19 protein-coding genes and 2 pseudogenes are annotated in these 25190 nt (G+C 54.2%); 15 read left to right on the top strand and 6 right to left on the bottom strand.

Annotated elements, in window-relative coordinates; genetic code table 11:
- The first annotated feature begins 131 nt into the window (after window positions 1–131).
- From J5276_RS15205 to J5276_RS15175, 7 genes are all read left to right on the top strand, one after another.
- Window positions 132–683 carry a recombinase family protein gene (locus J5276_RS15205; protein WP_209159568.1) on the top strand — a complete coding sequence of 184 codons (552 nt, stop codon included), beginning with the start codon at window positions 132–134 and terminating at the stop codon, window positions 681–683.
- Between the two features lie 238 nt (window positions 684–921).
- Window positions 922–1176, top strand: a complete 255-nt coding sequence (locus tag J5276_RS15200; protein ID WP_209159567.1) for a hypothetical protein — start codon at window positions 922–924, stop codon at window positions 1174–1176.
- 114 nt (window positions 1177–1290) lie between these two features.
- Window positions 1291–3672 (top strand): EcoAI/FtnUII family type I restriction enzme subunit R, encoded by a 2382-nt coding sequence (hsdR, locus tag J5276_RS15195; protein WP_209159566.1) that lies wholly within the window; start codon window positions 1291–1293, stop codon window positions 3670–3672.
- 15 nt (window positions 3673–3687) lie between these two features.
- Window positions 3688–5247: a class I SAM-dependent DNA methyltransferase gene (locus J5276_RS15190; protein ID WP_247749970.1), complete on the top strand. Its 1560-nt coding sequence runs from the start codon at window positions 3688–3690 to the stop codon at window positions 5245–5247.
- Window positions 5247–7004 (top strand): restriction endonuclease subunit S, encoded by a 1758-nt coding sequence (locus tag J5276_RS15185; protein WP_209159565.1) that lies wholly within the window; start codon window positions 5247–5249, stop codon window positions 7002–7004. The genes J5276_RS15190 and J5276_RS15185 overlap by 1 nt, the downstream gene beginning before the upstream one ends.
- Window positions 7004–8098, top strand: a complete 1095-nt coding sequence (locus tag J5276_RS15180; protein WP_209159564.1) for a hypothetical protein — start codon at window positions 7004–7006, stop codon at window positions 8096–8098. Before J5276_RS15185 ends, J5276_RS15180 begins: the two co-directional genes overlap by 1 nt.
- Window positions 8091–9149: a DUF5655 domain-containing protein gene (locus J5276_RS15175; protein WP_209159563.1), complete on the top strand. Its 1059-nt coding sequence runs from the start codon at window positions 8091–8093 to the stop codon at window positions 9147–9149. The genes J5276_RS15180 and J5276_RS15175 overlap by 8 nt, the downstream gene beginning before the upstream one ends.
- Before the next feature lie 374 nt (window positions 9150–9523).
- On the opposite strand, the pseudogene J5276_RS15170 reads toward J5276_RS15175, so the two are convergent.
- Window positions 9524–9643: pseudogene (locus tag J5276_RS15170) on the bottom strand (transposase domain-containing protein); the annotation flags it as partial.
- 73 nt (window positions 9644–9716) lie between these two features.
- Here J5276_RS15170 and J5276_RS15165 point away from each other — a divergent pair.
- Window positions 9717–10289, top strand: a complete 573-nt coding sequence (locus tag J5276_RS15165) for a hypothetical protein (protein WP_219256714.1) — start codon at window positions 9717–9719, stop codon at window positions 10287–10289.
- Between the two features lie 235 nt (window positions 10290–10524).
- Here the strand turns inward: J5276_RS15165 and traA are convergent, their stop codons facing one another.
- The gene (traA, locus tag J5276_RS15160) at window positions 10525–14325 is read right to left on the bottom strand and encodes a Ti-type conjugative transfer relaxase TraA (protein ID WP_209159561.1); all 3801 of its coding nucleotides are present in this window, start codon (window positions 14323–14325) and stop codon (window positions 10525–10527) included.
- A gap of 301 nt (window positions 14326–14626) precedes the next feature.
- Between traA and J5276_RS15155 the strand changes: the two genes are divergently transcribed.
- From J5276_RS15155 to J5276_RS15135, 5 genes are all read left to right on the top strand, one after another.
- Window positions 14627–15733 (top strand): IS110 family transposase, encoded by a 1107-nt coding sequence (locus J5276_RS15155; RefSeq protein WP_255610212.1) that lies wholly within the window; start codon window positions 14627–14629, stop codon window positions 15731–15733.
- 677 nt (window positions 15734–16410) lie between these two features.
- Window positions 16411–17337: a nucleotidyltransferase and HEPN domain-containing protein gene (locus tag J5276_RS15150; protein ID WP_209159560.1), complete on the top strand. Its 927-nt coding sequence runs from the start codon at window positions 16411–16413 to the stop codon at window positions 17335–17337.
- A 186-nt stretch (window positions 17338–17523) separates the two neighbouring features.
- Entirely contained in the window at window positions 17524–17832 is a 309-nt protein-coding gene (locus J5276_RS15145; RefSeq protein WP_019567428.1) for a mobilization protein, read from the top strand.
- On the top strand, window positions 17829–19493 hold the full coding sequence (locus tag J5276_RS15140; protein WP_209159559.1) for a type IV secretory system conjugative DNA transfer family protein: 1665 nt from the start codon (window positions 17829–17831) through the stop codon (window positions 19491–19493). The genes J5276_RS15145 and J5276_RS15140 overlap by 4 nt, the downstream gene beginning before the upstream one ends.
- 416 nt (window positions 19494–19909) lie before the next feature.
- A complete protein-coding gene (locus J5276_RS15135) occupies window positions 19910–20281 on the top strand; it encodes a hypothetical protein (RefSeq protein ID WP_113076846.1) in 372 nt (123 codons plus the stop codon).
- Window positions 20282–20786: 505 nt separating this feature from the next.
- Here J5276_RS15135 and J5276_RS15130 read toward each other — a convergent pair.
- Both J5276_RS15130 and J5276_RS30785 read right to left on the bottom strand, forming a co-directional pair.
- Window positions 20787–21860 carry a GSU2403 family nucleotidyltransferase fold protein gene (locus J5276_RS15130; RefSeq protein ID WP_112493356.1) on the bottom strand — a complete coding sequence of 358 codons (1074 nt, stop codon included), beginning with the start codon at window positions 21858–21860 and terminating at the stop codon, window positions 20787–20789.
- Window positions 21861–22240: 380 nt separating this feature from the next.
- Window positions 22241–22486, bottom strand: a pseudogene (locus J5276_RS30785) (hypothetical protein); the annotation flags it as partial.
- Between the two features lie 327 nt (window positions 22487–22813).
- Between J5276_RS30785 and J5276_RS15120 the strand changes: the two are divergent.
- Together J5276_RS15120 and J5276_RS15115 are read left to right on the top strand one after the other, a co-directional pair.
- Window positions 22814–23167 carry a cupin domain-containing protein gene (locus J5276_RS15120; protein WP_209159558.1) on the top strand — a complete coding sequence of 118 codons (354 nt, stop codon included), beginning with the start codon at window positions 22814–22816 and terminating at the stop codon, window positions 23165–23167.
- Between the two features lie 324 nt (window positions 23168–23491).
- Complete coding sequence (locus J5276_RS15115; RefSeq protein WP_035253150.1) at window positions 23492–23869, top strand: hypothetical protein; 378 nt, start codon at window positions 23492–23494, stop codon at window positions 23867–23869.
- A gap of 110 nt (window positions 23870–23979) precedes the next feature.
- Here the strand turns inward: J5276_RS15115 and J5276_RS15110 are convergent, their stop codons facing one another.
- Together J5276_RS15110 and J5276_RS15105 are read right to left on the bottom strand one after the other, a co-directional pair.
- Window positions 23980–24384 carry a hypothetical protein gene (locus J5276_RS15110; protein WP_003518904.1) on the bottom strand — a complete coding sequence of 135 codons (405 nt, stop codon included), beginning with the start codon at window positions 24382–24384 and terminating at the stop codon, window positions 23980–23982.
- Between the two features lie 46 nt (window positions 24385–24430).
- Complete coding sequence (locus J5276_RS15105) at window positions 24431–24649, bottom strand: hypothetical protein (protein ID WP_013760948.1); 219 nt, start codon at window positions 24647–24649, stop codon at window positions 24431–24433.
- Window positions 24650–25190: the final 541 nt, after the last annotated feature.

Here is a 25190-nt window from a genome sequence, read left to right as displayed (position 1 = left end):
CTCGCCGACGACTGAAACACCAGTGTATACCTTGACGTGACTATAAAAGGTTACGGCCCGGTGCGTAACATCTGGGTTGACAGCGGCTATTTGTTACAGGGTAGCTTCAAGCCTAAAGCTTGAGGTTACACATGGCCCGAATTGGTTACGCACGCGTTAGTACTCTTGATCAGGATCTTGAAATCCAGCGGGAGCGGCTTAGAGCCGAAGGCTGTCAAATTATAAGGTGCGAGAAGGTATCTGGCGCAAGTCGCGACGCGCGCACAGAGTTGGCAACAGTCATTGAGTTTTTGCGCGAAGGCGATGAGTTGATCGTCACGCGTCTTGATCGGCTCGGTCGCGACACCCGCGATGTTCTCAACATCGTGTACGAATGTGAGCAACGGGGCGCATTCGTTACTGTACTTGAGCCGCATATTTCAACCAAAGGCGAAATGGGCAAAGTCATTCTTACAGTCCTTGGAATGGTTGCGCAGATGGAGCGACGTTTTCTCAAAGAGCGCCAGCGTGAGGGAATTGAGCGCGCGAAAAGCTTCGGCGCATATAAAGGTGGGAAACGGCGCATTGACCATGATTTGATCGAAAAAATGCGTAGCGATGGATACTCAGTTTCATCAATCGCTGAACAACTCAGTTGTTCGCGAATGCAGATATACCGTGTGCTCTCGGCTCGGATGAAGTAGCAGTCGGATGTTCAACTCATAATAGGCATATTGCCCGAAACTCACTCACGTAGAAGGTTATAGGGTTCATAGGGCTATGTCCGCCATCTAGAGCATATTTTGTGGAACCTACACCGCAGCGGAAAACACGCGGATCAAGTTTTGTGCACGCGGAGATACACACTTCCGATGCGAATTTTCCACTGATAACAACGCCTTTATGCGTCGCTCCGTTGATTCGAGCACTTAGGAGGTCACAGTGCGTGTTTACAGATTGGAGCCCAGAACAGGTCGCAAGCGCTATGCAATTCAGGAAAATGGTTTCTTCATTCTTGGTGACCCGCGCCTTGGTGGCAAGCGTCATACGGTGAGGAATCGAGTGCTAGTCCAAACCGAACAAGAGATGATCGACCTCATCGTCAACCAGGGTCACTACGTCCGTGTGGAGAGTGACGACCCGCGCGGAAACCTTGTTCGACTCAACTTGTATATCGACGGCAAAAAGGTGAGTTGAAAGGGGTTAAGACCGCACACCTAGTTTTTTGTATTCCTCTGAAACATCTCACATTTCCTCTTGGGCAATTTCGCATCGGCAGCTAGTTTGTTCGGGAATTCGAGGGGGCGGAATTTGGACACCGAAGCTGATACCTGTAGAAAGGCTGTCGTTCCGAAGCTTAACGAGGCTGGCTGGGATAACCCGCCTTATGCGATCAACGAGCAACGGTCATTTACGGACGGGCGTATAGTATTCGTTGGCGGCAAGGCGCGCCGGGGACGGCAAAAGCGTGCCGACTTCATCTTGCGATACCGCCCGGATTTTCCCATTGCCGTAGTGGAGGCGAAATCCAAATACAGGCACGCTGCTGACGGGCTTCAGCAGGCCAAAGAATATGCGGAAATCCTTGGTCTCAAATTCGCATATGCGACGAACGGCCGGGAAATCATTGAGATAGACTACACTACCGGGATCGAGCGCGACCTGACCGCATTTCCATCTCCCGAAGAGCTTTGGAAGCGTCTTGCCCAATCCGAGAAACTTGACGACGACGTCAAAGAGCACTTGCTCTCGCCGACCTTCCCCGACAAGGACAAGCCGCTTCGATATTATCAAGAAATTGCTGTCAATCGTGCGGTGCAGTCAATCCTTCAGCAGCGCAAGCGCGCCCTGCTAACCCTTTGCACCGGGGCTGGCAAAACGGCCGTTGCGTTTCAAATTTGTTGGAAGCTTTGGAACGGTAGCTGGAATCCGAAGGGAAAAAACCGGAGGCCAAAAATTTTGTTCTTGGCCGACCGCAACGTTCTAGTAGACGACCCAAAAGATAAAGATTTTAGTGCCTTCGGCGATGCCCGCTTCAAGATCAGTGGCGGAGAAATGAGCAAGGGACGCGATATCTATTTCGCAATTTACCAGGCGATTGCAGGTGACGAATCCCGCGACGGCTTGTTCAAGGAATATGCGAAGGATTTTTTCGACCTTATCATTATTGACGAATGTCACCGAGGTAGCGCCCGCGATGATAGCAATTGGCGAGAAATCCTGGAATGGTTCGAACCAGCCTATCAAATCGGCATGACAGCCACGCCTAGGCGAGAGGACAACGCCGATACTTACGACTACTTCGGCGATCCAATTTATGAGTATAGCCTCGCCCAAGGCATTGCCGATGGCTTTTTGGCACCGTATCGTGTTCACCGCGTTATCTCCGATTTCGATGCTGCTGGTTGGCGTCCGTCCCATGGTGAACTCGACCGCTACGGACGAGAGATTCCCGATGCACAGTATGGAACCCGCGACTTTGAACGCGTGGTTGCGTTGAAGGCGCGAACCGACGCTTTCGCCACCCATTTGACAAGCTTCCTGAAGCAAACGGATCGCTTTGCGAAAACAATCGTCTTTTGCGTCGATCAAGAACATGCTCTGGAGATGCGCAATGCACTTGCACGTCTCAATGCGGACCTTGTGAAACAAAACCCTGATTATGTGTGCCGCGTGACCTCCGATGAAGGTGACATTGGCTCTGCATACCGCGCTAAGTTTCAGGATATCGACAAGGCAACACCTGTCATACTCACTACATCGCACCTGCTCACTACGGGTGTCGATGCCCCCACGTGCAAGAATATCGTTTTGGCGCGTATCGTCGGCTCAATGTCCGAATTCAAGCAGATTATCGGGCGTGGAACACGTTTAAGGCCCGACTACGGAAAACTGGCCTTCAACATCATTGATTATACCGGCACGGCCACCGAAAAGTTTGCCGATCCAACTTTCGATGGCGAGCCAGTCAGAGAACGCGAACAGGTCATCAACGAAGATGGAGATGTCACTGGTGAGAATGAAATAGCTGGTGAAGCCCATACTCCAGGCGAGCATATCGACACAACCGAAATTGATAACATGGGCGTGAGGCTCACTGACGACATCGAACTGGCTTTGCCGCGAAAATTCTACTACGATGGTGGCAGCGTCGAGATCATCCGGCAACTAGTCTACGAACTCGATTCTGACGGGAGGCAGCTCGCTGTACGTCAACTGACCGACTACACTGGGGAAAAGGTCCGAACGCTCTATCCTAACGCTTCCGAACTTAGGAAAGATTGGCTAGACCCTTCGCGTCGTGCCGACATTATCGAACAGCTCGAAGACAAGGGAATTGACACGCAAACGCTTGGCGAAGCAGTGGGCAAGCCCGATGCCGATCTGTTTGACCTGCTTTGCCACCTCGCCTACAACGCACCGCTTCGTACCCGCCGTGAACGAGCCGAACGCATGAAGCGCGAAGAATCTGCGTTCTTTGAGCAGCACGGCGTAAAAGCCCGTGAAGTGCTCGACGCTCTGATTGAGAAATACGCGGAACATGGCACTGCACAATTCAAAATGCCGGACGTGCTTGAAATCCCACCCTTCAACGATTGGGGAAACGTTGTGGAAATCGCCGCACGTTTTGGCGGCGGTAAGGCCATGCGTGAAGCCGTGAACGAACTACAAAAACGCCTATACGATGCATAAGAAAGAGAAATACCCTTGGCCCGGCAATCCAACAAATCAAAGCAGCCACAGACAACGGCGCAACGCCTCGACAGCATCATCAAGTCGGCGCGCAAGATCATGCGGAAGGATAAGGGACTAAGCGGTGACCTTGACCGTTTGCCGATGCTCACATGGATTATGTTCCTGAAGTTCCTAGACGACATGGAGTATATTGAGGAGGAGCGCGCAGAGATCGCGGGCAAGGCGTATCGCGGCGCTATCGAGGAACCCTATCGGTGGCGCGATTGGGCTGCTGAAGAAGGTGGCATCACCGGCCCAGATCTGATTAAATTCTTGACATTGGACGTAGCTGTACGTCCGGACGGAACTGAGGGCCCAGGCCTGTTTGCCTATCTGCGAAATCTTCGCGGAGAAAATGGTGCACGGGGGCGCAAGGACGTCATTGCGACGGTTTTTCGTGGCCTGTCAAATCGAATGGAGAGCGGCTATCTGCTGCGTGATGTTGTCAATCTCATTGACGACATTCATTTCAATTCCTCAGACGAAATCCACACCCTAGGTCGGCTTTACGAAACTCTGCTTCGCGAAATGCGTGATGCGGCGGGCGATTCTGGCGAGTTTTATACGCCACGTTCCATTGTACGCTTCATGGTAGAAGTCACGAACCCGCAGCTGGGCGAGACCGTCCTTGATCCGGCCTGTGGTACGGGGGGCTTTTTGACTGAAGCCTATGAGCACATGGCTAAGCAAGCCAATACTGTCGAAAGACGTGAGGTCCTTCAGTCGTCCAGCATTTATGGCGGCGAAGCAAAGCCGCTCCCTTTTCTCTTGGTGCAAATGAACCTTTTGCTCCATGGGCTGGAAGCGCCCCAAATAACTCCTGGAAATTCTCTGACGGTTCGTCTGGCGGAAATCGGTGAGGCCGACCGTGTAGACGTTATTCTGACGAACCCGCCCTTCGGTGGAGAGGAAGAAACCGGCATCCTGAACAATTTCCCGGAAGACCGGCGCACGGCAGAAACGGCGCTGCTGTTCCTTCAACTCATAATGCGGCGGCTGAAGCGGGGCGGCAAAGGTCGCGCCGCCGTTGTCGTGCCACACGGTGTTCTGTTTGGCGGCGGCATTGCGGCGCGCGTCAAGGCAGACCTGCTGAAGGAATTCAATCTACACACTGTCCTGCGTCTGCCTGAAGGCGTCTTCTCGCCCTATACAGATATCCCCACAAACGTCATCTTCTTCGACACGGCCAAGTCAACCAGCGACATTTGGTTCTACGAACAACCCAAACCTGAAGGGCGAAGGAAATATTCTAAAACTGCTCCGCTAACCTTCGACGAACTCAGGCCCTGTCTCGATTGGTGGAGCAAGCGGGAAGAGAGCGAGCATGCATGGAAAGCTTATGCCCCCGACCTTATTGAAACCGACGATGCAGGCCGGATTGTTGCTTGCAATCTCGACCTTAAAAACCCCAATGGACGCGGTTTAGTCGATCATCGCTCGCCGCTCGAAATAATCGAGAGCATTGAAACCAAAGAACAGCGTATTTTTGCCATCGTGAGCGACATCAAGCGCATGCTGTCGGAGATGGCATAGTGGCTTGGAGACGGTTTAAGCTCGGTGATATCTGCGACATTATTAAGGGCGTTGCGTCAGCGGCCAATGAGATTCCTGGCGAATTCCCTTTGGTAGTCACAGCCGAAGAAAGAAAGACTTCGCAGCATTTTCAGTTTGAAGGCGAGGCGGTTTGCATCCCTCTTGTGTCCTCGACAGGACACGGTAATGCAGCAATAAATCGACTCCACTACCAAGCAGGAAAATTCGCTGTAGCCAGCATACTTGCCGCTGTTGTCCCAAAAACAGGTAATATTTCCTGTAAATTTCTATTTTACTACCTCACTGCGTTGAAAGACAGAATCCTGGTGCCGTTGATGAAGGGCACCTCAAACGTGTCCTTGACGGTAAAAAAACTAAATGGTCTTGAAATCTCGATACCTTCTCTCGATGAGCAAGAGAGAATTGTCTTGCGGCTAGACTATGTACACTCAAAGCTAAAGGATAGGCAGAACGAGCTTGAGGCGGTCGAACGCCAAACTACTACTATGTTGGCGAACGCGTTTCACGAATTAATCGACGGTGTCGAGTACGTGCCGCTTTACAAGGTCGCTCCACTGAAGAGGCGTCCTGTCGACGTAAGGCCAGACGTGGAATATCCCGAATTGGGGGCGCGTTCATTTGGACGCGGACTATTCCATAAGCCAAATTTGGTTGGAGCTGAGATAACTTGGCAGAAGCTGTTCTGGATACATCGTGGCGACCTAGTTTTTAGCAATATCAAGGCTTGGGAGGGCGCGTTTGGCGTTGCCGGTGAGAACGATCATTTGCGCGTCGGCTCCCACCGGTATCTGACATGTGTCCCGAAGCCCAACGCTATCTCTAGTAATTTCCTCTGGTATTATTTACAATCAAGGGAGGGACTGGAAAAGATCGGCGCGGCTTCCCCTGGAAGCGCAGATCGCAATCGTACATTGGGCCAGAAAGCGTTGATGGCCATTGAAGTTCCCGTTCCCAGCCTAAAGGTGCAACAGCACTTCGCCAGCCTTCACGCCTTGGTCGAACAAGTGCGTTCCATTCGCGCTTCTACAGCGGAGGACGCGGATTCCCTCATCCCCGCCATGCTACACGAGATTTTCGGGCGGCAAGCAAACGCACGCGAAGTCGATTCGGCAACTTCGGCTTCAAACGTGGTTCAGCTTTCAACCAAGCAAAAGGCTGAAAGCGATACTCAGCTCAAGGAGGCCGTTCTTGTCGGAGCTATCGTCAAAGCCTTCCACGAAAACGATCACCAACCAATAGGTAACTTCCGCCTACAAAAGGCAGTCTACTTCGCACGACGCCAGATGGGAGAAAGCGCGCTCGACAAGGATTATCTCCGCAAGGCTGCAGGCCCCTACAATCCGAAAATGCGCTATTCCGGCGGCATCAAGATTGCCACGGACAAGAACTGGATCAAGCGCGCTACAGGCAAATACGGAGAAGGCAACGCGCTGGGCGACGCCGCCACAGAAATGGACGGATGGATTGAGCGCTACCAGTTCGCACCCGCCGCCGCGTGGGTACGCGACCGGTTCAAATACAAATCCAACGACCTGTGGGAAACGCTGGCGACCATCGACTACGCCATGCTTGCCTTGAAGCATGAGGACATCCGACCAACCTCTGCTGCCGTCCTTTCCTACATCGCGGCCGACGACGAATGGCGTCCCAAGATCGAGAAACTGCGCTTGACTGAAGTGTCAATTCAAAATGTCATGGTGGAGCTTGAGAGCTTGCTTCCGGATACAGGTGGATAATGGCCAAAGGAAAGCTGACCGACGACGAGCAATTCACGCGCCTATGCGAAAACGGCTTCGACTTCGTTGCAAAGGCTATCGATCAGCTGTGGGACAGCGGCTCTCCAGACGCACTGAAATACTCCGTTATTAATTTCTACTCCGGAGTTGAGCTGCTCTTGAAGGCGCGCCTGATGAACGAGCATTGGACGCTAATTGTGGCCGACCCCAACAAGGCGGACATTGATGAATTTCTGAACGGTCAAGCGCAAACCGTCGGTTTGACGCAAGCACTTCAACGTCTGAAAAAGGTAGCCAAGGTCACTGTCCCGCCTAGTGCAGCTAACTCATTCGAAGAATTGCGAAAGCATCGCAATCGGATGGTTCATTTTCACCATCCCATCGACCTGAACGAGCCTAACCAAGCCAAAGAGCGGGAAGCCGTGGTCTTGGAACAATGCAGAGGATGGTTTTACCTCCGTCGTCTGCTGGGCGATGAATGGCAAGACGTTTTTGAGGGGTTTCATGGACCGATAGCAGCCATCAACACGGCAATGAAGGGGCACCGCGAGTACCTGCGCACGGTTTACGATCAAATCCGGCCTGACCTTGAATCCGCGAGACGAGAAGGCGCGATCTTAACAACTTGCAGTGCTTGCGGTTTCGAAGCGCAAGTACTCGATGAAATCGGCCCACAGGAGCATAAGTGTCGAGTTTGCCTCGCCAAGGAAAGCGTCCTTCTCCACATTTGTCCTGACGAGAATTGCGGTAAGAAGACCGTACTTGCCGTTGAGGAATGCGAGTCGTGGGAGTGCGAGCACTGCGCCACCTCGATTGATTTGAGTGATGTCCTTTACGAATATACGATCGAAGGTAAAGCGGATCACGATGAGCCCAATCAAGCCGCCCTTTGTACCGAGTGCGGGCGCATTCCTGAAACGGCGGGTACGCTTGATGACGGCGAGACCGCATTCTGTTTCAATTGTTTTGCTTGGCCTGAAAAAATTGAATGTTGTGAATGGTGCGGCGAACCGTTCACGGGCGACGCCGAAGGTACATATTGGTCCGGCTGTGAAAAATGCGAAGGCAAGGCGGGATCAACGCGCGATGACTGACGAGACAATCGAAAAATTCTTTTGCAACGAATGTAAGCGCAATACCCGACATTTTATTCGTGCGGAATATAAGACTAACGAGCACGACTATCGAGGCGGTACCGATTTAATTTCGCGATACTTGGTTGCGGAATGCTGCGGTTGCGAAAACATAGCCTTGATAAGAAAAACCCATTTTTCTGAGAACGTAGACCACTTCCAAGATCCCTCAACAGGCACAGTGCATCAGGAAATGCTGTGGGATGAAGAAATTTATCCTCCCGTGACTTATAGAGCGTCCCCCACTTGGTTCGACGACTTGCCAGACGATACTCTACGGGCGATTTCTGCTGAAATTTACAAGTCGCTTCAAAACGGTTCGCATTATCTGGCAACTTTTGGTTCACGAACGCTGATTGACCGCCTCATTGTGCTTACAGTGGGGGACAAAGGAAACTTCCCAAAAGGCCTTCAGGCACTTCAAGACGAAGGTAAGCTCTCCTTACACGAGCGCGAAATCCTGAACCCGGTCGTCGACGCGGGTAATGCCGCAGCTCATCGCGGCTGGGCACCGACGAAAGAGCAAATTGCCGTTATACTCGACACGGTTGAAGGGCTGATACATAGGCTTCTTGTCCTGCCGAAACTTGCCGAAGAGTTGGAAGAGGCCGTGCCAAGCCGAGGCGGCGGAGCGAAAGTGAAGGCCGGGAAGCCGGTCGTCACAGTGAATGATAAGATCGACGCAGCACCAAAGGACTTGCGTGCGATCTACGACGAACTTGCCGGAATGCTTCGTGGCCTAGGCGATGATGTGACTGTTCACCCACAGAAGCATTATATGGCGTTCCGTCGAAATCGGAATTTCGCGTCCGTCCAAATATACAATCAGAAACGCGTTGTGCGCGTTTATCTGAATCTTGATCCTGACGCCGTTGAGCTAGACTCAGTGTTGATGCGTGACGTGCGCCAAATCGGGCACTTCGGCACGGGTGATCTCGAGATCACAATCAAGTCGAAGAAGGACATCGAAAAGGTGTTTCCAATGATTGTAGCAAGTTTCGAAGCATCCTAAACAAAAATTGCATGACAAAATAGTCCGCGAACTGGTTGCGGGAGTAGTGCTAGGTAGCTGCAAGGGAAACGTGGAGACTTTTTTCCATTTTCCGATCTAGGGTCGCGCTGAGATAGCCGCAGCCTATGCCTAGACTCACCAATACAAAAAAAGCGGTTTTAATTAGTGGGCTGTTTTGTGGGCCTTACCAGTTATCAGCTAGCTAACCCACTGAAACGATGTTTAAAATTATAAAATATGGCGGAGAGGGTGGGATTCGAACCCACGATACCCTTGCAGGTATGCCGCATTTCGAGTGCGACGTAAGACCCGCTATGATTTTTCTCTTTTTATGGTCTGCCGCTGATTTTCGGTAAGCGATAGGCTGAGGCCGGTCAGGTCTTGTAGCTCTGCCGCATAAGTGCATCATTTTCGCTGCTAGGCCAGCCATTTGGTAGGCGCTCGAGCGTCTGCGTCAGCCAAGCCTGGGGATCGACAGAATTCATCCTTGCAGTTTATGCCGACCGGCGAACTATGCCGAGTAATCAACTTGTTACCAACGCCTCCGGCATCGTAGCGGGCACAAGCATGGCCAGATTGATGACTTGCTGCCGTGGAACTACAGGGAACAGTCATGTGCTCAGAAGACTGCAGTCGGCGCTTAACCGTCATTGGGTCACAATGTTCAACTCCTATGGTGCGATGAAAGCGGGCGGAGCCGGGGCGATGGCCGCATACTTCAAGGCACATGTTGTCTTTTTTTTGCTAGTGGCGTGCGTTGCCCAATCAACAGCTACAGCTTTAGCCCAAATTGCTGAGTTCGATGAGCGGCGTATTCAAGCCGCTGTCATGCTGGATGGGCTTGCAGAGCCCATCGTCGGTGAAGCCAATTGCCGGGTCGATAGTAAGTGCGAGATCATTTTTGGTTCAGGATCAGGCGTCAAAGTGGATGTTACCTTGCGTCGCCGAGGGGCAATCAAGTCTGCTGATTTGACTATCCAGTGCCCAAAGGGCTGCTCGTTCACATCAGGTCGGTCAAAAATCACTTTCCAAGGCGAACGAAAATTCGATCTTTTTCGCGGCGCAGAGAACGACGTTGAGATAAGGCCGGTGGTAATGCCGAGGATCAAAATCGGGCGAATTTTTCTGATTGTGGAATAAGCTTACTGATCGCTGCAATTCACACATTATTGCCATCCGCCTGGGCGCGGAAGTCGATCGAAACGGCAAACGTGCGTGGTCAAGTTGCACGGCAAACGGCGCTTGCCAAACACGTCGGAACGGGATGCTCCGGTCGCGACGGGTCAAGTCCATCGCGACGCCTAGGAAATCTGGAAGCGCGGCGCACTTTTAGGGGGCACCGATTAAAAGACGCCAATATTGTCTTCGGCACCCATTATCTACTCAACCCAAGCCCCTGCGACCGGGAATGCTGCTGTTTCAGCGCATGGTCATGGCTGAGCTCAGCATGGCGTGTACGATGCACCATGCGGGCGATTGTGTTGATCTGCTCGGCCTGCTTTGCGAGCTCCGGGCGTGCCGCAAGCTCCTCGGCGAACCTGCGAGGATCGGAACTACCGAACCGCCGCGTGAGCGCTTCGGCTACCAGCCTGGCCTCATCGAGCGCGGCTCGGCCCTCAGGTGACGCGCGGATCTCCGAGATAAACTGGTTCCGCTGGTCGACGGGTATCTTCTCTACCTGGGCGATGATTTCGGCGCTGCGCGGCCTGAGGGCAGGGACCTCGATCACATCACGCTGTTCGCGCTGCCATTGTTCGCTCTGACGTTCTTCGCCAAGCCGGCGCTCCCATGCCTCGGAGACATAGCCGATATGGGCAGACAGAGACCTTGCATATTGCAGCGCCTCCTTCCGCTCCTTGTTGTTTCCGAACAGACCTGACTTGCCGCGTAGTCCCCCGAACCGCTCGGGTTGCTCGGCCATGGCCTTTGCCATGATGTTGCCATTGCCTTCCTTCTCGGTCATCGCGGTGCGCAGTCTCGCGGTGACCTCGACCGGGTCACGGAACACGTGCCGCGCGACGGACTCCACCGTATCGAATCTCTGGTCGATGACAGACATCGCTTTTTCCCGTGCTCCCTCTTCGATGCTGCGGTCGTGACGGGTGATCGCCGGTACCAGCGGAGCTGGCTTACCGGTTTCGATCAGCGATTGTTGGACTACAGTTTCTGCGGGGGGAGGGACGGCGCCGTCTTGCGACATGAGCTCGGACCACCGGATGCGGCGGTATCCTTTGCTGTCCTCTATCCGGTCGTCGCGCCGACCGTCATCGATTGTTCGGGCGAACTGATTGCGAGGATCTTCGCGGTGAACAGGGCCGGCCAGATCGCCGGCACGTTCCTCGTAAACCTGCTGATGCTCTGATGGCCGGTCCTGCTGCTCCCGTTGCAGATGGGCCGCACGGGACAAGACCTCTTGACGCTCATCTTTGGCGGAAGCGAGTTCAATCTCGCTTCTCACCCCAAACTCTTGCCCGATCCCTTGGTCGTTTACGATCCATGGGTCGCTTGCGATCCTGCGCCGCTCGGCAAAGTCGCTGATGTAATCCAGCGTGGCTTCCTTCGCGCCGGAACGCGACAGGCGGTTTGTCAGCTGCTGGTACGCCAACGCGTCACCCTTGACGACACGCCACGTATTGCGCTCGGCCTGCGTGCCGTCCGGAAGCGTGACAGGCGTGGCGCCTTCATGCTGAAGCCCGATCCTGTCCCCGATTGCGGGAGATGCCTCCTGCATGGCCCGCTTGAGATCAACACCCCACACGGTATGCCGCTCGCCCTTGTCATTCTCCAGCGTCACAAAGTAGCTCTCGCGTGATTGCGGATGGTTTTCATAGGGCGCAATGCCGTGATCAACCAGCCGGCCCGCCTTGGCGAACTCCTTGATGTCGGCATAGAGCTGCACGCTGTCGCGGTGCCTGGTCATGGCAACATAGGTCAGATGCCGATCCATGGTGCTGGACGCCAGCACAAAAGCGCGATCGACCGTCGCCCCCTGGTTTTTATGGATCGTCGTCGCATAGCCGTGGTCGATGGCCTGATAGCTGTCCGTGGGAATGCTGACACTGTCGCCGCCTCGGCCATCGAGCCGGGCGATGATCTTGTTTGGCTCCACATGCTCGACCGTGCCAAGCATGCCGTTTTTGACGCGGAGGTCGCGGTTGTTTTCGAGGAAGATGATCCGGTCACCGGCGGCGAAGGCGCGCTTGCCGTTATTGGTCTGGAACACGCGTTCTCCAACATCCTCATCACCCACACGGTCCGCACCATTCCCACGGTCTCCACGGTCCGCGCCGTCGTTCAGCCCGGGGCTGCGCTCCAGCCTTTGTCTGTTCTGAAGCTCGGAGCGGATGGCGGCATTGAGGGCGCGCACATCGGCACGGCGATGCGCCATGGCAACCCGGGTGCCATCGGCACGCTTCTCACTATCGGCAAGATAATCACGCACGATCTGCGCCATCGCCTCCTCGCGGCTGTCCGCAAAGTGGATGGCGCCGTGATCGCGATAGGCGGCCAGCCCCTCGGCCGTCTTGTGGGTCGCAAAGGCAACCGATGCCTGTCTCTGCCAATCATGGCGCTGGCGGCGAATATTTGAAAGTTCGACGTGACCAATCTGCTCGGCAATCGCCCTGAAGGGTGCACCGGCTCCGATCGCCTGCAGCTGCTCATGGTCGCCGACAAGAACGATCTTTGCGCCGCGCTCTTCCACTTCTCCGATGGACCGGGCAAGCTGACGGCTCCCGACCATGCCGGCCTCGTCAATGACAAACACGTCACCGCGTCCGATCAGATCCCGGCCATGGTCCCAACTGTAAGACCATGACGCCAGGGTGCGGCTCGGGATACCGGAACTTTCCTCAAGACCCTCGGCTGCCTTTCCGGCCAGCGCTGCACCATGGACCTGATAGCCTTGAGCCTCCCACGCCTCGCGAGCGGCTGCAAGCATGGTGGACTTTCCAGCACCGGCAAACCCGACCACAGCGGCGATGCATTCTGGACCTGTAATATGCTCGATCGCATGACGCTGTTCGTCGGACAATCCCGCTGACGGATCGCTCGCAGCCGACGGTCCGCCGGAGCTTCTCCGGAGAGCGTTATCCTGCCTCTCCATCGCACGCTCGACATGGCGAGGATCGACACCATGGGACTGCGCCTGATGCAACCGTTCCGCCGATCGCGCCATGCGCAGTTCCAGATCGATCATGTCTCGTGTCGAATAGCGCGCTTTGGACACTTCGCCTGTCTCGGCATCGATGCGCTCAGCCTGAAGTTCCACGAGCGCTGGTGATGCCAAAACAGCCGCAAAGGCGTTCTGGAATGTTTGGGCGTCATCGTTGATGTAGCGATGCAAGGTCTTGGCAATGTCGTGGCGATCGAACACGCTCTTCTCATGGCTGATCAGCGTCAGAACCTGTTCCGGTTTTTGCCGGATCAGTTCGGCATTTTGCCGTGCTGCCTCGTCATCCAGCCGCCCGCGCTCGACGGCCATTCCTTGCTGGCGCATCTGCGACGCATGCACGCCCATATGTTCGGTCGGCGACAACTCAAGACCGCGCTCCATATGCGAGCGATGATCGATGCGAACATCCAGGCCTTCGCGTTGAAGCTGACGGTTGGCGATGCCTTCCCATGACTGCCGGATATCGCGAAGCTGCATGTCGGTTGTCGCCATGCCATTTGCCAGCAGCCGTGCGTTCTTGTGCTCAAGACAGGTCTTCTCGCCAAGGCCGGCTTTGCCAACCTGTCGCGTCGTCATCAGCACATGCGCATGGTAGTTCCTGATATCACCATGCTCACTTGGCGAATGGATTGCAAAATCCACGGCCGCGCCATAGCGGTTTGCCAGATCCTGAGCAAAGGCGCGTGCAGCCTTCAGTCGCCCCTCTGGCGAAAGCTCATGTGGAAGCGCGATTTCGAATTCGCGCGCGACGCGGGCGTCCTTTCGCTTTTCTGCAAACTCTGCAGCATTCCACAACGCCGAGCGATCCAAAGCCCAGCCGGCAGACACGCCTTGCGGCAGCACGATCTCTTTATGCTCGACACCCTCTTTGCGGGTGAAGTCATGCACAAGGCCATCGCGTTGATTGACGAGAAGAACAGCACAACGGTAGGCGGCGGATGCGACAGCGCTGCGGCCAGATGAGCGCGAGACAGGTTTCGTGCTGAGATGATAAATCGCCAAACGAAATCTCCGATACGCAAACGGGGAGACCAAGCGCTCAAACGCGCCGCAAGTCGTAAGTGCGCCCTTGTCTGTTTACCGGTGGCGACGCTAGCAACATCGAACGGGCATTTCGACTACTAAAAGTAGTGGTCGAATAAAGACTATCTCGCGTTTTTGAATAGGCGCCAAACGCCTCAGTTTGAAGAGGTGAATTCCCCCGCTGAAAAATGGGGCATTCAGTCAGGTCGATGTCAGCGGACATCGAGACTGTGATCAGCGGGCTCTCCGAGGCCTGAACGAACACCGAAGACGGCCTTATGTGCTTCACATCATCAATTTGAAATCGAGCGATGATATCGTGGCATCGATCCCCAAGGTTTCAAGGGAGTTGCCGATGCAGGACGTGGCGACGGTAGGGCTTGATATAGCCAAGCAGGTTTTCCAGGCGCATGGGGCAGATGCGAGCGGAGAAACCCTTTTCAACACGAAGATCAAACGCGAGAACGTTCTGGAGTTTTTCAGCAAGCTCAAACCATGCCTGATCGGAATGGAGTCCTGCGCTACAAGTTATTACTGGGCACGCCAGTTACTAGAATTTGGGCATGACGTGCGGTTGATCCATACCCGTTACGTGAAGCCCTTCGTAAAACGGGGCAAGACCGATGCCAACGATGCGGAGGCGATCAATGTTGCGCTTACGCAAAAGACAATGCGCTTCGTTCCAGTCAAGACCTTGAACCAACAAGCGGCGATTACGATTTTTCGAACTCGCAGCCTTTTTGTTTCACAACGGACTCAACTCGTAAACGCGCTGCGGGGGCACCTAGCGGAGGCCGGCCTGGTAGCGGCAAAGGGCATTCAAAATTACTCTAAATTACTCAAACTGATGGAAAGTGCAGCAGATACCGTCCTGCCGACAGTTATGAAACAGGCTCTCACCGACATTTGCGACCAGATACATCGATTGAATGATTTGGTCACGAAACTAGACAAAGAGATTGAGCGACGTGTCCAACACGATGAGAACGCGTGTAGGCTTCTGACGATACCTGGTGTTGGCCCGAAAACTGCAATGTGCGTTATTGCGACAATTCCTGATATCCATCGGTTTCCGTCTGGCCGCCATTTCTCTTCATGGCTGGGTCTTACTCCTCGCACGCATTCAAGCGGAGGTCGTTCGGTTCTGAGGCGCATTACGAAAATGGGGAATAGCGAACTCCGAAGGATGCTTTATCTCGGGGGCACAGTAATCATGATGCGAGATAAGAAAACTCCAATCGGTCGTTGGGCCGCTCGATTGCGCGCGAGACGACCGTACAAAGTTGCCGCTATCGCGGTGGCAAACCGTCTCGCGCGCATCATTTGGGCTCTTTTGACAAACGGGGGAGTTTACGATCTGACGCACGGCCGAGAAGCCTCAGCGTGACGCAGCGATAATCTTGGGCGTTTGAATAGGTGGTGGTCGGCGGTAAGCTAACGGGTAGCGCACTAGAGAGCGAATAGGCCGAGGATATTGTTGTAATTAGAATACGTTCTTTATACAGGCGTTTGCTCTGCGTTTCGCATAATGGCGATCTTTAAAGGTAATGCCGTCAAGACTCATGCAGCGCTTCCAATTGCCTTGCCCTCGATCATCCATCTAGCGGGTCGCTTCCAATTAGGGGGCGGCCCGCACTCCTGTCTGGATGGTGATGGCCGCCTCAATGACCGTGCCTTTCTTGACGTGACTGCGTTACCAAAATTGCGTCGAAGTGAGCGGCAGTGCAGGCGGGCATCTGGCTGCAGCGGTTCGACAGGGTGCGTCGTTAACGGTCCTTCGTAACCTCTGCGCTCCACTCAGTCGGCCACCGTATGGCGCCCGGAGCGCCTGCGATTGGGAAAAACCGGGACGCGATATACAACCTAGGATAAAGTACCATTGAATGTTCGCTATTGAGGAATGAGGGTATTCCAATACCATTTGCACAAATCAGAGCCGGTTGCCTCAAGATCGAATGTGCATCGTCCAGGAAGACAGGCATTCGTTTGGTGGCTACCAAAAATCGGAGTTTCAAAGGCCTCTGGAATGGCCCATACAGGACACCGTCGATAAGCGGAGCAGACATGAAGACCAGCCTTGAACATTTGCCAGAACGAAAGCAACGCGAGCTCGCGCGTGTCGTCGGAATTATTCAGGAAGAGTTTGCTGATCTGGTGGACCGCTCCAAGTCTGACGCCAAGAAGGATGGACGGATTTTCAAAATCATTCTGTTCGGTTCTTACGCGCGTGGCACCTGGGTGGATGAGCCGCATACGTCGAAAGGCTACCGCTCGGATTTCGATATCCTTGTCATCGTCAGCAACAAGGAACTGGCCGATCCCAAGTACTGGGACAAGGCGACCGATCGGCTGATGTGGGACAAGGAGATCGAGACGCCTGTTAGCCTCATTGTCCATGGCGCTCGCGAGATCAGCAATTTTCTGCAGGAAGGGCAATATTTCTTCAGCGATATCCGACGGGATGGCATTGCGCTCTACGAACTTGATGACAGAGAACTCGCCGAGCCGAAAGTCTTGATGCCGCACGAAGCTTTTGAGGTGGCGCGAAAGAATGCTGCCAATCGTTTCAAGGTGATCGATAGTTTCGTGAATTTCTCACTATTCGGCCTGCAAAACAGAGACCTTCCGGGCACTGCCTTTCAGTTGCACCAAGCAGTGGAGCATATGTACGGCGCTCTACTTCTTACCCTTACAAATCACACGCCAGCATCCCATAACCTCAAATTCCTAAGAGGACTTTCCGAGGATCGTGATGTCAGGCTGATCGACGCTTGGCCTCGCGACCAAGCCAGATATGTCAGCTGGTTTAATCTACTCAATGAGGCGTATGTGAAAGCCAGGTATTCTGAACACTATGAGATGTCTGAAGAAGGTCTCTCTTGGATAATGGGCCGAGCGTCGGTGCTCTACGACATTGTTAAAGTGGTGTGCGCTGAACATCTCCAAAACCTTGAACGGGCCGCGAGACAAGCCGCAAATTCCAGCGACTGAGCTTCACGGGTGGCACAAACTTTCCTGAACTCAGGTAACAGCCACCGCAGCGTCATGAACCATACGGTCCAACCAACTCTCGCTATCGCTATGTCGATCTCCTCATAGAAACTGGTCTGTCTTCCAGGAACGAAGCCGTGGTCAACAGCTGCAGTTCCGGTGCGACCGCAATCGAAAGGAATAATCGTGGCAAGGAAAACAATCGAACAGCGTCTGGCTGAACTGGATGCGCAACGGTCGGCCCTAAAGGCCCGTCTCTCGAAAACCGAGCGCAACAACGATATGCGCCGCAAGGTCCTGATCGGGTCGCTCGTTCTGCATCACCTGGAGACTTCGGATGATCAGGAGTTCAACAAACAACTCGGTGACTGGCTGCGCCGCGAACTACCGGGTTTTCTGACACGCGACAGTGACAAGGCGCTCTTCACCGATCTGATCGGACCAGTACAGCCGGGCACGGCAGAGAGTGGTTACGGCGTGCAGGGTGCTCCATGAACCGATTGCGACTTGCCCGCGACGCATTCAAAAACATGATGCGAGCCGCCGCGCGTGATCCGCTTTGGGCATTCCTGGCTTTAATCACCATGCCCTTCCGGATCTGGAAACGGCTCCTCGGATTTATGTTCATCCTGTTCATCGTCACGTTTGTGATCGGCATGGGTGGCGCTCACTTCCTTGATCAAATGGGTTTCGGGCACGGCTCGCCTGTCTACATTATCCCAGGTCTCTTAACCCTGCTGTCGCTCGCCGTTATCACCTTTTGGTTCATCACCACTCCACTGATTTTGCATTTTGGGGACAGTGACGATGATACCCATGGCTCTGCCCGCTTCGCGACACACAAGGAGATAGCCGCACTAACCTCATCCGGTTCCGGCCTGTTGATCGGTCGTCATACGAAAACGGCCAAGCCTCTGCGCTATGATGGCCCGGCCCATCTCCTGACGATGGCGCCGACCCGTAGCGGTAAAGGTGTCGGCACGATCATCCCGAACCTGCTGACCGCCGACCGGTCCATGATCTGCGTCGATCCAAAAGGCGAGAATGCAAGAATCACCGGCCGTGCGCGCCAGAAATTCGGGCCGGTTCATGTGCTCGATCCTTTTGGTGTTACCGGGAGACCCTCGGCAGCGTTCAATCCCCTGGCCATGCTAGATCCCCACGGCCTCGATGTCGCGGACGACGCCAGCACCCTTGCCGATGCCCTCGTGTTCGACGAACCGGGAATGGCGGGCGAGGCGCATTGGAACGAGGAGGCAAAAGCTCTTATCGGCGGATTGTTGCTCGAGATCGTTGCATCTGAACCTTTGAGACGCAGACACCTCGCAACACTTCGAGAGTATCTGACCCTTGCTCCGGAACAATTTGCAGCACTGCTCAAGCGTATGCAGGACAGCAATGCGGCAAGAGGTCTTGTCGCGCGTGCCGCAAACCGCCACCTCGGAAAATCCGATCGCGAAGCCGCAGGCGTTCTCTCCGCAGCCCAACGCCATACGCATTTTCTTGATTCACCGCGCATGACGGCCGTCCTCAGCCGCTTGGATTTCCGGTTTGCCGATCTCAAGCGCAGCAATGTGACGGTGTTCCTCGTCCTTCCTCCTGATCGCCTCTCGACCTATTCGCGCTGGCTGCGACTGCTTGTCTCGCAAAGCCTGCTCGAAATGGCCCGCGATCCGGCAAAGCCGGCGACACCTGTTCTCTATCTGCTCGATGAGTTCGCATCCCTTGGGCATTTGGCACCAGTCGAACGCGCAATGGGTCTGATGGCGGGTTATGGTGTCCAGCTTTGGCCCATCCTCCAGGACATCCATCAGCTGCGTGCCACATACGGTCACCGCGCCGGAACCTTCCTGTCAAATGCCGGCGTGCTGCAGGTCTTCGGCGTCAACGATCATGACAGCGCCCGCCTCATCTCTGATTTGCTCGGGCAGGAGACGGTGGTGTTCCAGACCATGGCGAGAGCGCTTGATTCCGATAAGACGGGGATCTCCTACAGCCAGCAACATACCGGCCGGCCGCTGCTCACCCCTGATGAGGTGCGCAATCTTCCGGCGCACGGACAATTGCTGTTCCTGGCCGGGCAACGACCAATTTTCGCTGAAAAGCTTGCCTACTTTGCCGATCCGGAATTCAGGGAGATGTTCGATCCAGTTTAACGGGAATGGTGGTAAAAAGGCAGTTCGACAACCCATCAAATCCTTGTATGCGCGGCCTTCCGGCTATCTTGATGTGAAGGCAATTTGCGCGCAATTCACTGGCCACGCGGTTCGCGAACGCAAGTTATTCGGCCATATCAAAGTCCGACCGCTTAATGCTGTTCGGCAGAAAATCGAGAGCTTCGAGACTGATGGAGAGAGTTTCACTTTTGCCAAGCCCGTCTTCGTAGTGACACGAGACGTGCACCGTATTCGGTGTGCGCCTTACACCTCGACTCGGTCTTTGTGAGAATTTTCGACCAAAGACGTTCGAGACAGTTTTCCTAATGCGCTCATCGAATGGTTTAGAAATACGAGGTAAAGTTTGGTCGTGTTGGCATTGACAATTTGTATGTGAGATTGCTTTGGGAGCGAATATGCGGAGCGTCGTTTTATCGTGTATTGCTCTGGGCGTGGCCATTAGCGGATCGCCGGTCCAAGCGCAGACGCGAATTCCATATGAGAAAGCACCTTACAACGACACTGCAATCCAATGCGGCGCGTTGTTCGCCCTCCTTGCCGACGGCTACGAAGAGGCAGGCGAAAAAGGTAAATCCGTCGATTACCAACAGAAATTCGCTAAGCAGTTGAAGGCTTCTGAGGAAGAATTTGAAAGCATAGGGCGACCTAAACTAGAAGCAAGACAAATTTACCAAGAACGTCGCGGCATTCTCGCTACCATGATGGAAAAGGATACCCAAATGACGGCGGGACTCGTCCGTTTCTGCGATCAAAAGTATCCCCTCTGAGCTCTTCCTGCAGTGAAAGGGCAGACGCATGTGCCCCACACGTCCTCTCCGCCGCCACAGGTGCAGATCAAGCTTTCCGGCTCGATAATCTCCTCCACACGAATACAGTGGCGAGCCGGACTTGATGTCCTCCGTCTCGCAGCATGGGCGTCAGGCAGTGTATATTGACCCATTTCAGTGGGTCATTTATGGCGGATTTTCAATTAATTGACCCATTATAATGGGTGTTTCAGATGCATTCTTGCCGCCTGCGGAGATTTCACAGCGGTTTCAGCGTGACAAGCGCTGCTCATCATCCATCAGGATCAACTGATGTGGGAGAGTGTCCTAACGGGAACGCACTCCCCCATAGCTCCGAAGTGAGCAACAGGACAGGCGTGCGTTTTGCTGCGAAGTCATAAAAACGGAGGCCTGCTGCAGGTCTGCGACGTCAACGACCATGAAAGCGCCCGCCGCATCTTTGGCGAGGTCCGGGTCGCATGTGCTGTCTTCTGCGTCCATTTCCCTACGCCTTACCCAGTCGGTCTACCGTGACACCAAGGGCATTTGCCAACGCGAGCTTGCCGTTGTCTGGCATTAATACGAGGCCCGACAGGATCGCTTGCTGCCACGCCTCTCCGCGCGTCCACGCTTCGCGGTAGGCATCGGCAAGCAAATAGCTCTGTCGCGTCTCCACGAGCGCCTCGCACAGCAGCGAGGCCTGTACGAGGTCCTTATCCCTCTTGGCTCGCCCGAGGGCATCCGTGCGCCTCCTGGATGCAACGATCAGCTTGTGGATGGCATACCGCTCGGGAGCGGGGATATTCACGCTAACACCTTCCCGGTGCAGCAGTACCGTTCTTACGGGTTCGTAGATCAGGAAGTCCAGGAACCGCAAGTTTTCAGCAGACGCGCCTCCAAGGGCAGGCATTGGGGACGGCTTGCCCGTGTAGTCGTCCGATCCACGGTTGGTCGTCAGGAATTCGACGCGGTAGTTTACCGAATTCGAAAAGGCCACCACCTTTGCGTTATCGGCCTGGTGCGGGACCGCCCTGAACGTGCTGTCTATAGACCTCAGGAGATCGAGGATCGGAGGCAGGCTGTCCTCGACTTCCGCCGAGATCGCAAAGTCCTGCGCGAAGTCCGCATCGCCCGTTTGCATAGAGGTACCAGGGAGACGAACGCCAAGGAGGCCTGAGTAACAGCTGAAAGCGACAGAACCGACGAGGAGTGCCCTCAGACGGAATAGGCCCGCGTCAGCGAGTACTTTGGTCACTTCACCAGCGAAGCGATCCGGCGCGGACATGCCACCGCTTCGCAGCAGCATGCCGACGAGCTTGCGCCGCTCCCGGATGTCGTCTTTGACTTGTCTATGGGCTTTCACCCGAGCCGTAATGTCGACGTCATCCTGCGGGCCGACATAGCGTCTCTTGTCCTTACCCTCGGGAGTAGGGAGATCAAAATACCAGTAATTGCGGCCCTTGACCGGAACGGCAACAAACCGACCTTCAAGGGGAAAATCTGCCTGAAACTGTGCATCGAACGTCCGCTGCGCGAGTTCAGCGAACGCCGTTCTATAAACGAGGTCAATCTGTTTCATCGCCCAATCCCGTTATAATGAATTTGTAAAAACATTATAACTATACTGTTAGATGTCAATGGAGCGAGGCAAGATCGCTTCGTTTTCATTCAGAAAGGGGACACTGGTTCGTTTCGACACCATTGCATTCAGGCCGTCGAGGCGGAGACTGTAGACGGCCGCAACTGCCAGACTGAAACGCCGTCGTCCGCTCCTTCGACCACAAACGAAATAGTAGAGAGGGATACACGCTCTGGCGGATGGGATCGATGTTCCAGGCGACCGCGTTGAGATCGTAGTTGGCGAGTACCGAACTTGGAAATCCTCCCCCATGTCAGTTGAAAGACATGTACCGCACGACTTGCGTTTTCACTCAGGTCAAAGCCCCTATTCGGTACATTGGCGTGCAGCAGGGCGTTTCGTACGTCGTCATCGCTGCGCCATCCGTGTTCGATGGAAAGGGCGACGGTGTGGATGTCGACGACATTGTCGCGACCGGGACCGGAGGGAATTCCGATTGTTTCGCGCATGTCGCGAATTGTTGTGACGGCCCGTTCGAGAATACGGCGCTTCTTAAACTCGTCGAGGTTCTCGAGCCGGTTGGCGTCACGGACGAGTTCGGCAAGGAAACTGTTGGTCTGGGTCATGGTATGAGGTTGCCGGGACGGCTGACGGGCGTCAATGGAAGGCCTTCAAGGTGGGATTCAAGCCCTGAAGTTGACGCCAGGCTGTGACGCAGATGCATCACGGCGCGTGGACACAGAGGCGAGCAATTTTACAGAGCAGTATCTGAACGAAATCACGCTTCCGACTGTCCGCTAAGGCCTGAGAGGCGCCTTCCGCTTCGCGCTAACGGTAGTCATACGCCCAGATCGCTCAGCGTCACGGTCGATCAATTAACGACATTTGCACTGCTGCATGTTTGGTGTTTAGTCTGGGCTTGAACGGCCGGCCTGACCAGCAGAGGAATTTCAATGCAAAAGAAAGCAGTGCTCCTCGAGCGGGCTCAATGGGCCGAGAAAGAGAGCGTATGGCAAGGCGAATTCGAAGGGAGCGTATTTGGTGCAAACGTCTCGGTCATGTTTTACACCACCGACGAAATCGGCCGAGGCCCCAAGCTACACAAACATCCTTATGATGAAGTATTTATAGTGCGGCAAGGACGAGCGCTCTTTACCGTCGGGGAGCAGCAGTTGGACGCTAGGGAGGGTCAGATCGTGTTCGGACCGGCCGACTTACCGCACAAATATGTAAACATGGGTCCGGGCCGTCTTGAGATGATCGATATTCATGTTACCGGTGAATTTGCTCAAGAAGACTTGGAGTAGCCATCGGCTGCTTTGGGACGATACTGTTGATTTAGTCGGGCGGTTTAGAGGTGGCTCGGTTTGTTTGAACAGTTTCGGGCGTTTCACTAAGTGGATTTCCGCCTCGATTATGCAGCCACCATCATTGATGCCAGCGCGTTGAAGTAGGCCTGATCCTGCGTCTGCCGAAAGCGTGCCGCAACCTGTTTGATGGTTAGTGCCAGGTCTATCGAAGCGTGACCTTTCTATTTTCGGCTGTGGATCCGTGTGTGTTGCGCAATTTTAACTCAATAGCTGCAGGGTGCATTGTGCGTGTTGTGCTTTGACTTTTGGGGATTGAATTGAATGAGGACAGCTTTACTTCTCTGTGCTGCCGCGATGTCATTGACTGGCTGCCAAACTCCGGCACCACAATCGGTTTTGGATTCGCAGCGCCCTCCGTCCAAATCGATTAAACGTGACTACGTGGACGCATTGCGCGGAACCATCAAACCCGGAGATTTCACGAAAGCCGAGATTTCGAGCGTAGTTCTGCTCGATCCTGAAAGGCGGATTTATGCTTTTTGCACGCGGACGGCGGAACGTGCAGATCCGAATTGGTCCTATATCGGCGTAGCCTTAAAACACAACGTGAGCGTGGACGCCTCAAAGAATGACTACCGCTGCCGTGACAAGCGGCTGCGGTACTACGATTTTCCTGAGTTGCTGAACATGAAGTCCTGATAGAGCCCGGCAGGCGGCGCTTAGCTCCTTTCGCGCCGCCTGTTGCCGGCTGCGGAGATTGCAAGGTCAGCTTCGAGGTGCTGCTGTACCGGGTGTCTTCAAGCCATGGCTTACACGCCTTTTATGATGTCGCAGATGCCCTTGCGGATGACATCCTTGTCGGCGATCTGTCCTGCCTGAATGTTGAAAACAGCATCGATCCGGACAGCTGCGCCTTTCTGGCGGGCGACAACGCGCAGCGTCTGAATCCTGCCACTTCCGCTGGTTTCCTGGTGGGCATCGATTGACGACAGTGCCTTGTTGATCTGGATACCTGAGAAACCTTCTGCTGCGACGGCCTGGGCTAGCTTTTGAAGGACAGCGGGTGCTTTGGCTTTCGGCAGTTCCTGAAAGGATTTGTAAGAGACAGCCGTGACCATCGGCACACCTGAGACTGTGAAGTTTTTCTCGCACGATGCTGCGAAAGCCGGGCTGGAGACGGTGATCAGACCGAGAATTGCGATGGCATGTTTCATATTGCGTAATCCGGTTGTTGGTGAAGGTTTTCAGCTGTTGGCCGCATCATAATGTCGACCGTTTTCCTCTGTAGGTTGATGGCGGCGGTAATGCTTCATGGGCTTGCGCAAGCGTTTCCAGCCATGTTGCGAGGCCATCGGGAACTGCATCGTTGCCGGCTTCCAGCGCCTCGATCCATGAGAGTTCACATTGCAAGGCAGAGGCAATATTGATTGGCGTCCAGCGGATCACCCGCAGGCATTCATTAAAGCGTTCTGGCGACATGATGATTTGTTATGTTCCCCGTATTTCCCTGCTGAGGCTCCCTCACGCAGCCGCGATAGTCAATCATTTTTGCAACTTTTGATAGGCTGAACGATCCGTATTTACCTGTCATTCGATTGCGATGAGGGTAGCACGCGCTGCAGGGTGTACAGGTGGAATATTATACCTTCGTAATCGCTATTAATACATATATTTGTATATTTATACTTGTTTCCGGGAATGAATTTTCCTTTGGTGAGGGTGAGTGGGTGGTTTGGTTAGGATTGGATCAACGAGAGTGTCGATAAAACATATAATTTATTCAGCTGGACGCACAAAACATATAAATAATTATAAACTAACCGCATTAAGGGGAGAGTGGGGATTTGATTGGTAAAGTTCGTCTGTTTGTGTGCAGATAATTTTGAACCGCTATAACCATGTGATTTTATATAGGTTTTTACAGCGAGGTGGGTTTATTTATATGGGAAGCGGGAAGGAATCTGATTGGGAAGTGGATTGAAAAGGCGACGAAAATTAGCGGCGATCGATTACAATAACA

Origin of the sequence: Agrobacterium sp. S7/73 (assembly GCF_019355535.1) — a bacterium.
Lineage (GTDB): Bacteria > Pseudomonadota > Alphaproteobacteria > Rhizobiales > Rhizobiaceae > Agrobacterium > Agrobacterium tumefaciens.
Note: the sequence above shows the minus strand (reverse complement) of the source record. Positions and strands in the feature narration are given on the sequence as shown.